Origin of the sequence: Maribacter chungangensis (genome assembly GCF_042676845.1) — a bacterium.
Lineage (GTDB): Bacteria > Bacteroidota > Bacteroidia > Flavobacteriales > Flavobacteriaceae > Maribacter > Maribacter chungangensis.
The window spans coordinates 244,665-259,426 of the sequence record NZ_JBHTHY010000004.1 but is presented as its reverse complement, the minus strand read 5'-3'; the positions used below and the strand labels follow the sequence as shown (position 1 = coordinate 259,426).

Annotated in this window: 7 protein-coding genes; 4 read left to right on the top strand and 3 right to left on the bottom strand. The window is 41.0% G+C overall.

Annotation, left to right across the window (positions count from 1 at the left end; genetic code table 11):
- The first annotated feature begins 75 nt into the window (after window positions 1-75).
- From ACFQZJ_RS07275 to ACFQZJ_RS07260, 4 genes are all read left to right on the top strand, one after another.
- Entirely contained in the window at window positions 76-1,056 is a 981-nt protein-coding gene (locus ACFQZJ_RS07275) for a formylglycine-generating enzyme family protein (protein WP_379933451.1), read from the top strand.
- 19 nt (window positions 1,057-1,075) lie between these two features.
- Window positions 1,076-2,413 (top strand): Gfo/Idh/MocA family protein, encoded by a 1,338-nt coding sequence (locus ACFQZJ_RS07270; protein WP_379933450.1) that lies wholly within the window; start codon window positions 1,076-1,078, stop codon window positions 2,411-2,413.
- Window positions 2,414-2,842: 429 nt separating this feature from the next.
- Entirely contained in the window at window positions 2,843-4,303 is a 1,461-nt protein-coding gene (locus ACFQZJ_RS07265; protein ID WP_379933448.1) for a T9SS type B sorting domain-containing protein, read from the top strand.
- Between the two features lie 204 nt (window positions 4,304-4,507).
- Window positions 4,508-5,716 carry a multiheme c-type cytochrome gene (locus ACFQZJ_RS07260; protein ID WP_379933447.1) on the top strand — a complete coding sequence of 403 codons (1,209 nt, stop codon included), beginning with the start codon at window positions 4,508-4,510 and terminating at the stop codon, window positions 5,714-5,716.
- A gap of 20 nt (window positions 5,717-5,736) precedes the next feature.
- Here ACFQZJ_RS07260 and ACFQZJ_RS07255 read toward each other — a convergent pair whose 3' ends face one another.
- The 3 genes from ACFQZJ_RS07255 to ACFQZJ_RS07245 all read right to left on the bottom strand — a co-directional run bounded on the left by ACFQZJ_RS07255 (window position 5,737) and on the right by ACFQZJ_RS07245 (window position 14,277).
- Complete coding sequence (locus ACFQZJ_RS07255) at window positions 5,737-9,060, bottom strand: VCBS repeat-containing protein (RefSeq protein WP_379933446.1); 3,324 nt, start codon at window positions 9,058-9,060, stop codon at window positions 5,737-5,739.
- Between the two features lie 97 nt (window positions 9,061-9,157).
- Window positions 9,158-11,038, bottom strand: a complete 1,881-nt coding sequence (locus ACFQZJ_RS07250) for a RagB/SusD family nutrient uptake outer membrane protein (RefSeq protein WP_379933444.1) — start codon at window positions 11,036-11,038, stop codon at window positions 9,158-9,160.
- Between the two features lie 8 nt (window positions 11,039-11,046).
- Complete coding sequence (locus tag ACFQZJ_RS07245) at window positions 11,047-14,277, bottom strand: SusC/RagA family TonB-linked outer membrane protein (RefSeq protein ID WP_379933443.1); 3,231 nt, start codon at window positions 14,275-14,277, stop codon at window positions 11,047-11,049.
- Window positions 14,278-14,762: the final 485 nt, after the last annotated feature.

The following is a 14,762-nucleotide window of genomic DNA, read 5'->3' as shown; positions in this document are numbered from 1 at the left end:
AACATTCGACGATACCGATCCCTACTTTGGTCTAAAACTGTATGGATTTACATTAAAATAATCTATATTTAAAACATGATTTGCAGATACATCACCTTAGTACCCCTATTATTTTTAGGACTTCTTTCTAGTTTTTCTCAAGAAAAAGAGATTAAAAACTACAGTCAAGTTCTTACAGGCTCCGATGCGTTGCTGGATATGGTTTTTATACCATCAGGATCGTTCACCATGGGTAGTCCCGAATCAGAAATAAAAAGGAACGCAGATGAAGGACCTAGTCACGAAGTTCAAATAAATGCTTTTTGGATGTCCAAATACGAGATTACCTGGGATGTATACAATCTGTTCGTCAACCGAACTATAGATGCCGTACCCAATACATCAAAAGGTTCGGATGTCGACATTGAAGTAGATGCCGTAGCGGGAGCCACTGTTCCTTACGTGGATATGAGCTTAGGAATGGGTACCGAAACTGGATTACCCGTTGGCAACGTAACCCATCATTCCGCATCTGCATTTTGTAAATGGCTGTCCGCCAAAACAGGCTACTTCTATAGATTGCCTACGGAGGCGGAATGGGAATATGCAGCAAGGGCAGGAAGCACCACCGCCTATCATTTTGGGGATGACACGACAGAGTTGGACGACTACGCTTGGCATTACAAAAACAGTAATGGTACCTACCAAAAAGTAGGGCAGAAAAAACCGAATCCTTGGGGACTCTACGATATGCACGGTAATGTTGCGGAATGGACCTTGGATCAGTACATTCCCGAGGCCTATGCAAACCGAAAAATCGTACTTGAAAATCCTTGGGAGCCTGCAACAAAAGAATATCCCAGAACGGCACGTGGGGGTTCCTATGACGATGATCCGGAAGATTTAAGGAGTGCCGCCAGAACAGGTTCTATGGAACGTTGGAAAATGAGAGACCCCCAATTTCCAAAAAGTAAATGGTGGAATACGGATGCGCCTTTTGTTGGATTCAGAATTGTAAGGCAGGTAACCAAGCCAACACCCGAGGAAATGAAACTTTACTGGAACCAAGAATTATAACATTATAAAAACCGAAAAAATGGAAAAATCGAAACCCAATTTCTTAACACCATCCAGACGGGATTTTGTTAAAAACAGTGCATTGGTAACGGCGGGAATGCTTTTACCAGGAATGGAACTAAGTGCAATGGCAAACGTGTTTAATGACAAAAAACTGAAAATAGCCGTTGTAGGCTGCGGCGGACGTGGTACAGGTGCTGCAAACCAGGCATTAAAGGCAGATGAAAATGTAGAACTGGTTGCCATGGCCGATGCTTTTAAGGACAGACTGGACGATAGCCTTACCAACCTACAAAAAGCGTATGAAGGTACAGGAAAGGTAAATGTAAAGGACAAGCACAAATATGTAGGTTTCGATGGATATAAAAAAGCCATAGACCAAGCAGATGTAGTTATTTTAGCAACACCCCCCGGGTTTAGGCCCTATCATTTTGAATATGCCGTAAACGCAGGAAAACATATTTTCATGGAAAAGCCCATGGCAACCGACGTACCTGGAATACGTAAAGTTTTGGAGATGGCAAAAATCGCCAAGGAGAAAAAACTGAACGTGGTCGTTGGCTTGCAGCGTCATTATCAAAATAATTATTTGGCCATTGCCGAAAAAATAAAAGAAGGCAGCGTAGGAAAAATAACCTCGGGCCAAGTATATTGGAACAGTGCCGGAGTCTGGGTGCGACCTAGACAAGCTGGCCAAACCGAAATGGAGTACCAAATGCGCAACTGGTATTATTTTAATTGGTTGTGCGGAGATCATATCCTAGAGCAACATATTCATAATATAGACGTGGCCAATTGGTTTTTAGGGGAATATCCTATATCTGCGCAAGGTATGGGCGGCCGCCAGATACGTAATGGAATTGACCATGGGGAAATATTCGACCATCATTTTGTAGAGTTTACCTACCCAAGTGGTGCCGTAATCTCCAGTCAATGTAGACATCAACCAGGGACGTGGTCCAAAGTGGGCGAGAATTTTCAGGGAACCAAAGGACACATAGATATGAAGGACGCAGGTACGGCCAGTATCGTAGATCTAGAGGGCAATACCCTTTTTGAACATAGAGGCAAGAACGACCCCAACCCTTATCAGGTAGAACACGATAGGCTCTTTGCCTCCATCAGAAATAATGAAGTCATAAGCGATGCCGAGAACGGTGCAAAAAGCACCATGACCGCCATCTTGGGCAGAATGGCCACATATTCCGGAAAAGTAGTCAGCTGGGACGAGGCAATGAAATCCAATAAGCTTCTGGTGCCCAGAGACTTAAATTGGGATTCCACCCCACCTACCCTACCCGATGAAAACGGTCACTATCCCATTCCTACACCGGGAGTAACGGACGCTATTAGTTAAAGTTCTAGATGAGGCAAAACCAGTAAAGGGATAGGGTTAGCTCTAACCCTTTTTTGGTTCTAACATATAACCTAATCTATTGATTAGCTAGATTTTGATTGAAGTTGTTGCCTTGACCATTTGCATAATTCAACTACACGAAAGCTCTAATTTTGGCACATAAATTCAGATAAACCAAAAGTAAAGATATTTTTCAGAAACCAATACTTTAATTAACTTACTGATTCATTGTGCTATTCTATTCAGAAACATGATACAATTTGTTAAGTACTGTTTTTAAAAGTGTTCGCTACCTTATGTATCTAGCTTAAATGATGTGCAAAAAACAACTTGGATGAAGCAATACTTGATGATTAAATTATTACGGCTGATATTATGATGCGACCCTAGCACCAATGATTTAGTGATATAAGGTTTGATTGTATTTACATGCAAAGAAAATTACTCTTTATTTTATTTCTGATAGTTGGTAATTGCTTGTATGCGCATGCGCAAGACTGTACCGAAATCAGTTATCCTTTAACAGGAGCAAACGAAATACCTGTGGATGCTACTATTACCTGGCCGGCTTTGCAGGGCATTAACGGTTACTTACTTTCAATAGGAACCACCCCTGGCGGAACGGAAATTGAAAATGGTTTGTCTCTAGGCCTAGTTAATTCCTACAAACCTCCTTTGGGATTTCCAGAAAATACTAGAGTCTATGTTAGCTTGAGCGTTATTCAATTTACTACCATACCGCAACTCTGCTCCCAGATTTCATTTGTTACTACAAATGTTACCACCCCGCCTCCCTGCACGGTGCTAACCGCTCCTGATAATGAAGCGTCATACGTGACCGTAGTAACTGATATCATCTGGGAATACGCTCCTACTGCCACGGGCTATTTATTGTCCATAGGCACAACTAGTGGAGGAACCGATATTTTAAATGATTTTAACGTAGGCAACGTTTTGTCTTACGACCCGCCCGAAGACCTGCCGCAAGGGACTCAAATCTTTATCAAGGTTACCCCCGTTAACGAAAATGGTAGCTTGGGCAACTGTACCGAAGAGAGCTTTTTTACCGGACCCGGGTTTGATATTTGCGAACCTATTATTGATGAGGAAACAGGTGAGACCATACTTACAAAACCAAATATCACATTCCCCTCGCTAGTAGGTATTTGTAGCGATGAACTCCCTTACATAATTACTAGCAATGATGTTGGCGACGGTTATCGCTGGTATAAAACAAATGTAGGTGAGCCTGAAACTCTAATTTCCGAGGAGCGTAGTGCTGCCATTGTTGAACCCGGAAAATATATTCTAGAAGTTTATAATATTATAAATTACCTAGGAATAGATTGGGAATGTGCCAGCACCCAATTAGTTACTTTGGTTGCGTCCGAGGCAGCCACCATAGATACTATCGAAAAGGAATTGCTTTTAACCGGCGAAAGACAGATTACCATTTACGCCAGTGGCGATGGAGATTATGAGTATGCGTTAGATAATGAAAACGGACCTTACCAAGACAGTCCTGTTTTTGAAAATATACAAGCCGGGGAACATGTTGCCTATGTTCGAGACAAAAACGGTTGTGGAACAACACAAAGAACGGTGGACAGAGATATAAGTTCAGAGGATTTTCCAAACTTCTTTACGCCCAATGGCGATGGTTATAATGATTTCTGGAATTTTGTACCACCACCCGAAAATTTTGGCATTACGCTCGAAAGAATTTACATTTTCGACCGCTATGGAACCTTAATAAAACAAATGGATGCAGACTCGCAGGGATGGGACGGAACCTTTAACGGTAGACAGATACCTTCTTCCGATTACTGGTTCAGAGCTACCTTTGATAATCAACAAAAGGTGTCCGGCCATTTTACTTTGAAACGCTAATCGTTTAAAGCATATAAAACCTAAGAGACCTTAAATACCTATTTTTTGTATTTTAAGGTTTTGAACTACCAAAACAACCCCAATGACAATTTATGAAGACCTAGACTATTTTTTTAAATCCTAGGATTTAAAAAAAGTAATACCAGTAATTCATGCATATTAGTGAAAGGCTTCATCTTAAAAGTTAAGAATTCGAATTCTGTTATGAGTAAAAAATTAATTATAAACCTAGGTATATTTCTTGCTATTCTTCTTGTAGGAACTATCATCTATACGATTAAATATGGGCCAATAAAAGCAAACCACTATGAGGCACCCCACCCGGCAACGCAAAACGATATAAATTCTTTTGCAGAGGCGGTATCCTGCTCCGAATGCCATGCAGACATTTATCGAACCCATCTTCAAACGGCGCACTTCAACACTTCTAAGTTGGCCGATAGCACATCTATCAAAGGAAGTTTTAAAGAAGGGTCCAACATTTTGGACCTTAAAGATGTTATCTTTACAATGCAAGATGAAAATGGAATTTTTTACCAACATACCAACATTAAAAACAGGAACATAACCATACCCGACAATAAGTTTGATATTGTGGTCGGTTCCGGTGTACGTGGACAAACCTATCTTACGTGGAAAGATGACGAACTCTTTCAATTACATGCGTCCTATCACACGCAAAGCGATTCCTGGATAAACAGTATTGGGTACCCCGAATATTTTACCGAAAGGCCTGTTAGGGACGCTTGTATAAAATGTCATGTAACCTTTGCTGAAAATAAAGGGTCAATTAAAGGAAACCAGTATGAAAAGGAGCGAATACTATTTGGCGTAGATTGTCAGAAATGCCATGGCCCTGCTCAAAAGCATGTAGATTATCAGCGCGTAACCAGAGCGGAGACTGCACAATTTATCGTAAAATTCGACACGCTCTCCAGACAACAACGGCTTGATGTTTGTGCGCAATGTCATTCAGGACTGCGTACAACGGTAAAGGGCAACCCCTTCCTGTTTCTTCCCGGACAAAATTTAGAGGAATATTCCAAAGGCACCGCTCCGGAAAACGATATTGAACTAGATGTTCATGGGAATCAATATGGCCTATTGATCCAAAGCGAATGCTTTAAGCAAACACCTAAGATGGATTGCACAACATGCCATAACCCCCATGAAAAACAGCGTGGAAATACCAACTATTTTAACATGCAATGCATAGGTTGCCATTCTGAAAAAACAATGGGATGCTCGTCAAACACTTCCAAACCAGATATGATGTCACAAAACTGTATTTCTTGTCACATGCCCGTGAGCCCGTCAAAGACCATGACAGCGCAACTAGGAAAAGATGGCATAGAGACTCCGTTTAATATCAGAACCCATTTAATAGCAATTTATTCTCATACAAAACAGTAATAGTGAGCATAAGGAAAAAACTAGTTCACTTTAACAAGCTGTAACCAATCATCATTTTTGGCAACAACAATATGTTTAACCTTGTTTTTAGTTGTTATAACCTCCATACCTCTAACATCGCCTACTATCTTTAATCCGGATTCTAACACTGTCTTGGCTTTAAAATTCCCCTTTCCATCGCCTTCTAGAAATAGTCCAAGACTAGCATCATTTCTCGGTGTCTCTACCTCCGAATTGTACAAGTTACCTGCTAATACCACATCAAGGTTACCGTCCTCGTTAAAATCATCAACAACAAACTTGTTAATACTAGAAATCTGTGCAAGCTGCGGCAATTTCTTCACTTTAAACCTTCCATTATCATTTTCTAGGTATACACTAGAAAACGAATGGATTTCATAGCTTAGTGATTCCTCTAACATTTTAGGCGTATAAATCTGCTTCAAGGAGGAGCTTGCAAAAGAATTATAATCTTTAAACTTTGCCTTTATCGCCGGCATTTGCTGCGACGAGCACTGCCTACCACGTACAGGAAACTCTGTATCGCCCTTCTTATAGCTAAGTACGATATCGGATGTTTGGTTTTCATCAAAGTCGTTCAGGTACACTTTAAAAGGGTTTGATTCGCTGGCCTTGTATTTGTAGTTTTCACCAAGGTTGCCTACCAGCAAATCTTCATCACCGTCGTTATCAAAATCCCCTTTCCGAATATCAAACCACCAGCCTGTGGTATTTCCTGAAAGCATGTTAGCGGATACATCCTCAAAAACACCCTTATTATTCTTATAAAACCTAATGGACATCCACTCCCCTACTACGATAAGATCTTCCCAACCGTCCTTATCAAAATCGGTCCAAACCGAGGAAGTTACCAAGCCAATTGATTTTAGGTCCGGGAGTACTTTATCGGTTATGTTCACAAACTTAGGTGACTCCGATGTACTTACATTTTCAAGAATATATGAATCGGCCGGATAGGGATATTTTTTTGGCACTAATCTACCCCCTACAAAGAGGTCTAGATCACCATCTTGGTCAAAATCGGAAGCAGATACTTCTGCTCCACTTGTCCTCGTATCCGGTATGGCTTCAATACTCCTGCGCCATTGGTTGTTCCCCATGTTTTCGTAGAATCGATCTTCATACCCCAAAGAACCTTGTTTAAATTCATTACCTCCAGAGGCAATGTAAAAATCATTATCACCGTCTCCATCAGCATCAAAAATCAAAATACCTAAATCTTCGTAATATTTGTCTTCTTCTAGCGCAGGAATTTCAAACAGTTCAAACTGACTTTCGGAGTTTTGCAAATATACCGCAGAGGGTCTTCCTACTGCCCCCCCTACAATGTAGTCCTCCATACCATCACCATTTAAATCACCCGAAGCCAAGCTAGGGCCCAAGGTTGAATTTTTATGGGGCAACAATACTTCTACCTCAAAATCATTAAATGGATTCTCCTCGTGTTTAAAGTTCTTTAGGGTGTCCAAAGCAACGGTTTCAAAAGCTCTCTGTGTATATCTGGGCGCCCTATAACTTCTAGCAAGTGATTCGTTTTTATCGTAATCTACCGTTAGCATCTGATTAGCAGCAACATTTTCCAATTTGGTAGTTCGACCATTTGGCCATGACACCAACAAACTGTCTACATCTTGGACTGCTCCAAGACCAAAGTGAAGCTTGGATGATACCGAAGATAAATAGCCGCGTACCGTATTGTGCTCTTGCATTTGAACACCATCCTCCGTATACACCAAAACTTTACTCCCATTAGGCAACACTTCTTTACCACCGTTTAGGTTTACACTTAGATAATTCGTGTTCGCAGCATTATTTTCATAAATACTTGCCGTGTCTTCCAGATTATTTACGACCAAATCTAGGTCGCCATCATTGTCTAAATCTGAAAAAGCAACCCCATTGGAAAACGTTTTTTCTTCAAAGCCCCATTCTTTCGATTTTTTACTAAAAGTCAAATCCCCATTATTTGCGAACATATAGTTGGCGAGTTTCTCAGATGGTAACTCCTCTAAATATCTTAACAAGCCTACCTCTTCCTCCTTATTTTTATAATTGGGATCGTTCTCCATTTTATCGAAGAATTCCCTGTGCTTTGCATAAAAATCCTTGTTGTTTACATCACGGCGTATTCCATTGGTAACGAATAAGTCTTTATGACCGTCATTATCAAAATCGGCCAACAGGCCACCCCAGCTCCAATCGGTAGATGAAACACCAGCCAGTCTGGCAATATTACTAAATAGGGGTAATTCGCCCTGGACATTGCCATTGTTCAGTTGAAGTGAATTCTGCATATATTGATGGTGGAGACCAACATCTACAGACTTATAAAAAGCGTCCGGATCCATTGCGGACATATTGGCCTTGGACCTAAAATTATCTTCGGCAGACATGTCCAATTGAAAAATATCCATAAATCCATCATTATTAAAATCGGCAATATCCGCACCCATACCGAAGAAGGATGTTTGCTGTAAACTAACATCGATTTTATTGCTAAATGTACCGTCTTGATTATTTATGAACAAAAAATCCGGTGCGTTAAAATCATTGGAAACAAAAATATCGGTATAGCCATCATTATTTACATCTGAGGCTACGACACCTAAACTTAGACCAAAGGAACGAAGACCAGCTGCGTCCGTGACGTCTGTAAATTGTCCGTTATCGTTTCTAAAAAGACGATCGGAATCCTTGGGAATATGCTTGTTCAGCATATAGGCATAATATTCTACAGGAGCAGCAAAACTGGTAGGTGGGTACGTAATAGTATAAAGGTCTAGATCCCCGTCCAAATCGTAGTCGAAGAAAACAGATTGCATATTGATACCGTCATAATCTAACCTATACTCTTTAGCCTTCTCGGTAAACGTGTTATTTTTATTATTTACATAAAGTACATTGTTATGTGGTCCATTTTTGCCGCTAACAGAACAGTAAATATCCAAATAACCATCTTGATTTATGTCTACAAGGGTAACTCCAGAGTACCAGCGATCGTCCCCTAAAACACCAGCGGTTTCAGAAATATCTTCAAATTTCAGGTTGCCTTTGTTTAAATAGAGTCTATTGGGTACCATATTACCGGTAAAAAAAATATCCTCTAGACCATCATTGTTAAAATCACCGGTTGCAACACCTCCACCTAAATACATGTAGGGATAGGTAAAGTAATTGTAAGTATGTGTTTCTGTAAGCGTATTGGCGAAGTTGACACCAGTAACCGAAGCATCCAGTTTACTAAACTGCACAGTGTTAACCTTATCATGCTCGCAAGATGCCAGTATAACTAAAAACAAGATAAAAACGACTCTTCTAATCATTTGCCTTCCTATTATCATTAACGTACTAAAATAAGAATAACCCCGCACTTTTGTGCTAAGGGTTATTCCTAATAATTGTTAAACCTTAAATGGTATACTAATATCCAGGATTCTGGATCAATGAGGGATCTTTATCAATTTCCTCTTGCTTTATGGGCATAAAGTAGACCTTATCTTGCCACCTACGATTCTCAAATACTATCTCACTAGGGGTGTATTCGTAATCCCAGACCGTAGTATCTTTTCTATAGTCTCCCGGTTCAACCGTTGTTCCGGGTTTTTGTGTGCCTTGAACGATTACTGTTTGCACTTGTTTGTCCAAAGAGTATGGTCCTTCCAGCCAGCGTTTCATATCAAAGAATCGAGCATCTTCGTTTACTAGCTCTTTATCACGCTCACGTTTGTATATTTCAACCAGTTCAGATCCACCTGCAGTTATCTCGGGCAAACCGTTTCTAAAACGTAATTTATTAAGCCATGCCCTTGCCTCACCTTCATCTCCGGTGTTAATGGAAGCTTCTGCATAGTTCAAAAGGATTTCGGTATACCTGATGTAGGGTGCATCGATTTTTTGTAGATTATTAGGCCACGACGGAGGCAGCCGAGGATCGGCAAATTTTCTGAAATAATAACCAGTTCTAGACCCGTTCCAATCTTCAACCGGACCTTGACGCGTGTCTACACCATTAACGATAGTTCCGTCCAAAAATGTGTAAAAACCGGATTGCAGTTCGTTCCATTTATCAAATTTAACAACATCGTCCGTTCTTTGTTTCCAAGGTGCCCCGTCATAAAGAAAGGTAGAATAAAAACGAGGTTCCCTGTTGTCATAAGGTGCAGCAGCATGTGCTGGATTGTCCCAGTTAAACTCAGTACCGTCCGCTAATGTATATTTGGAAACCAAGGCCTCCGTTGGCGTTGTTCCCGCCCATTCTCTATACCCATTTGGGCCATGGTACAGGGCAACCATTCCTGGACCTTGCGACCAGCCATCACCACCGGGATATGTCCTAGAGCCAAAACCAAACTCTTCAACTAATCTACCCCATATAAAATCTTGATTTTCGTCTCCTTGTAACCAGATATCCTCATAATTTTGCCTTGCTTCTTCAAAAGAGGCCGGTGCAGAGTAATCCAACTTATAACCTGTAGTAGCATCTAAAAGTGCTTTTGAAGCAGCCTTCGCAGCTTCCCATCTTTGGGCTTGAGAACCTCCAGTGTATCCAATTAGTTCAGGGTTACTGTATGCAGCTATCGTTGAGACACTTGACGCCTTACTGGGCTCATACAAGTCGCTAGCTGCATGTGTTAAAACACGGGATTTGAGTGCCATTGCCGTAATTTTATGTGCACGTGCTTTACTTAAAGGCGCATCTTCCAATAGGTCAATCGCTAAATCCAAATCCGCTACAATTTGATTTACAGTTTCCTCAAAAGTGGCACGTGGATTGTTTGCTTCGCTATCTAAAGTAAGCGGCTCCAACAATAAAGGCACACCCCCAAACTGACGCATCAACTGGGAATAATAGTAGGCACGCATAAAATACGCCTCCCCTAGCAGCCTGTCCAAAGTTGGCCCATCAAAACCTGCCATATTTTCAGGTAATTGCGCAATGGCAATATTGGCGTTTCTGATAAAAGGATATAATTGTGGCCAACTCATCCACTGCATATCCATAAACGTACCATAATCGGGGCTCATTTTTCCCTCGGTATAGCCATCTACGCCTCGTCCAGGGTGGGTAAATACCGCTTGATCCGTAAAGGCATCGGTCGTTTCCTCACGGGTTAAAGTACCTGCCCATGTTCCTTGGTACAGGTCAAGAACCGCGGCTTCCGAAAGCTTTAAATCTGTCCACACACTTACATCGGAGGCCTGGCTCAAAGGCTGGGTCTCCAGAAAGTCATCGTTACAACCTACCACCGAAAGCCCGAAAGCACAGAGGTAAATCATTTTTACTAGTTTTTTTCTCATCATAGTTAATTTTAAAAAGTTATTTGCACTCCAATATTAAACGTTCTTAAAAGCGGATATATACCTCCGTTTACCACTCTACCACCACTAACACCTACGGTACCGTCATCATCATTAGGGTCGTTATTCTCTAAATCGTCATTACTAATCTGCGCCACCTCCGGATCAAAAGGAAAATCCGTAATCGTAATCAAGTTCGTGCCCGTCAAAGATATGCGCAAGCTCTCAGCACCTAATTGCTCTACTAGTTGGCGATCAAAACTATATCCTAATTCCAAATTTTTCAATCGGAAAAAATCCCTTTTTATCATGTAGGCATCCGTATTGTTAGAATACCATTGATCTCCCCTATCGGCCAAGCGTGGTCCATAGGCGTTTGGATTGTCAAGCGACCAAGCCCGGTCGCGCACATCACGTTGTACGTTTGCCAAGGTACCGGACATGAAGCTCCACTCATAACGGCTCCAAGCACCAGCGGCTCCGGACCAGAACATGGTAAAATCAATATTTTTGTACTTCATAGATGTATTCCATCCAAATTGCGTATCCGCAAATGGGCTACCCCCTACACGGGTCCTATCCTCCGGACCAATTTTTCCGTCTCCACTAATATCCACAACACGTGCGTCTCCTGGACGTAAAATAGGCGCTACTTCACTGTAATCCAAGGTTTCCGCATCAATCTCTCCCTGGTTTCTAAAAACACCGTCAAATTTATACAATAAAGGCCTACCAATTTCACCTCCTGTTTGACGTTGCCAAGGACGGTCTTCCAATGTTGCCTCATCAAAGAATAGTAACTTGTTTCTGGTATCGCTAAAATTAAAGTTTAAATTATAACTAAAATCTCCTTTACCCCCGTTAAGTCCTAAGGTAAATTCGTAGCCTACATTCTCAAACTCGCCAATATTTATTCTTGGAGGGGTAATTCCACTATACTCCGGTAGTGTAAGCAACGGCTGGGTTAATATGTCTTCTCTTGAATTTCTAAACAGATCAACACTCAAAGATAGCTTGTTGTTCCACGCTCTTAAATCCACACCAATATTTTGGGAAATAGCCGTTTCCCAAGTAATATCAGGATTAGCTACATTTCTTTCAAACGCTGTAGTTACCACCTGGTCCAAACCGGTTTGGGATAGATTGTAAGCGTTTAAATATTGAAATGGCTGAACTTGATCATTTCCAAGTTCACCATAGGAAGCACGGATCTTTAAAAAGTCCAGAAAAGGAACCGCCTTCTCGAAAAATGGCTCCTCACTAATTACGTAACCTGCAGAAACACCTGGGAAAAATCCAAATCGATTTTCTTCTGGAAACAAATAAGACCCATCATATCTAAACAAAAACTCCAATAAATATTTGTTTTTGTAATCGTAGTTTAGCCGCCCAAAGTAATTTAACCGAGCGATCTCAAGTCCTCTACCACCACTATTTTGTCCTTCGTTACCACCAAGATCCAATTGTGAAAGTTCACTAGATAGAAAAAATCTTCGGAAGGCTTCAAACGATTGGCGGGTATTGTTTTCTCTAGTAACACCGCCTAATAGGTTAAAGTTGTGCTCTCCAAAACTCTTTTCATAAGATCCGGTGAACGTTGCTGTAAAATCCGTCCTCACAGTATGCTCCTGCCGTAAACTAGGATCGCCCGGGCCACGCTGTGCCTCGGTAAGACCAGAAGAGTTTCTATTTACACCGTCCCAAGTAAACAAGGTCCATGGACGCTCCCATCTTCTTCGGGACCTATTGGATTGGTCATAGGATACCAAACCTTTAAACTGCAGCCCTTCTACAAAAGGAAACTTGTAGGTTATTCCAATATTACTTTGTACGAAATTTGTTCTATTATCGTCAAAACCAGGACTATCGGTAACACGTACCGCCGGGTTATTTCCATTTTCAATATCCGGTCCTAATTCGCCTGTTGGCCAGTATGCTGGAAACCAAGGATATTGCCGTATGGCATCGGCAAATATGCCTTGCCCGGTTTGAGTGGACGAATAGCGATTTTCCTGTCTTGAATACAACCCTATATCTACACTCAACGACTCGCTAATCTTGGCATCTAGGTTCAATCTTAAGTCAAATTGCTCATAGGGCTTAGGTGCACCTCTAAAGTTAACGTCCTGCGTTAAATAACTAAAAGAACCCAAATAACGTACATCTTCCGTACCACCGGAAACCTGAAGGTTTTGTCTTTGAATTACCGATCCTTTTGTAGTAATTTCATCGAACCAATCCGTATCCGGATACAACCAGGGGTCGTTTCCTGCGGCAGTTTGTTGAATTCTGTTATTATCGAATGTTGGCAAGACTTCCTCTCCATTATCCAATCTTGTATACGGAGCACCACGGCCTGCGTGGGCTGTTTCCCATTCGCTTACAGGAAGTTTATAAACGTTTAAAACGTTCACTAAATCCATATACTCAGCACCGGTCAACATTTCTGGTGTACGGGTAAAATTTTGCAATCCTACTGTTGATTGAATTTTCACTGTTGGAGCGCCTACTTTACCTCTTTTAGTGGTAACAAGAATAACCCCGTTAGCAGCACGCGCACCATAAATGGCAGCAGAAGCATCTTTTAATACCGATATACTTTCGATATCCGCAGGATTGATACGAGCAATACCGCCTTCCCTGTCCGGAATACCATCTATAACGACCAAAGCACCTGAATTGTTAAATGTATTTGTACCACGAATACGAATTGCCGGAGTATCCGCTCCTGGAACCGCTTGGCCAGTATCTACAAAAAGCCCTGGCACCCTACCGCCCAATGCGGCACCTAAGTTAGGAGAATTGGCTTGTTCCAATTCTGCGCCGTCAACAGATGAAACGGAGCCCGAAAGGGTAGCTTTTTTCTGGGTACCATAACCCACTACAACTACCTCATCCAATTTCGCAACATCTTCGTTCATTACCAAATCTATAACAGTTTGATTACCCACGGCAATACGCTGGGTAAGATATCCTATATAAGAATACACCAATGTGGCATTTCCAGAATCTACATCGATTGCGTAAAGGCCATCAAAATCTGTTGAAACACCCCTTGTGGTGCCATCTACAACAACGCTAACGCCAGGCAAAGGTAAACCAGTTTCATCGGTAACGGTACCTGTTATTGTGCTCTGCGCCAGCACGCCAAAAAAGAACGTAGCACCAAAAAATATAAACAATGTCATTAAGGCGTTCTTTTGTAAAATACGCCCTTTCTCAGGTAAAGGTTGGTTTTTCATATAAAAGTTAGGTGTTAGTTGTTAATATAGGGTTAAATATAAATACATTTCCCAAATATTTTACTAAAATTTTGTGAATTTATCGATTTTCATACCTTTTGATACATTTATAACGATTTCACCATTTAGCATATCCGTTTAATTAAGTAACAGTTTTGCTGCGAGAACCGATAAGAATCAAAATATCATAGCACCTCACATTCTATAAAAACCGTAAACAATACTAAAAAGATAGTTTTTGCCTTCTATCCAAGCTTAAAGATTTAATCAATTACCAAACATGTTTACCAATGAACTAGAAATAAGACAATAATTTGTTAAGGATAGGGTAAGTTTATACATTTAAGTGCGAGGGAATTGCTGAAAAACGATGAATTTAGCCACAAGTAAAGCATAACAAATACTGAACTTATGACGTCATCAGAGCTTAAAGCCGTTCTTAACAAACCTAAAAACTAAGTACAAAATCGTATTTTCAAATTACA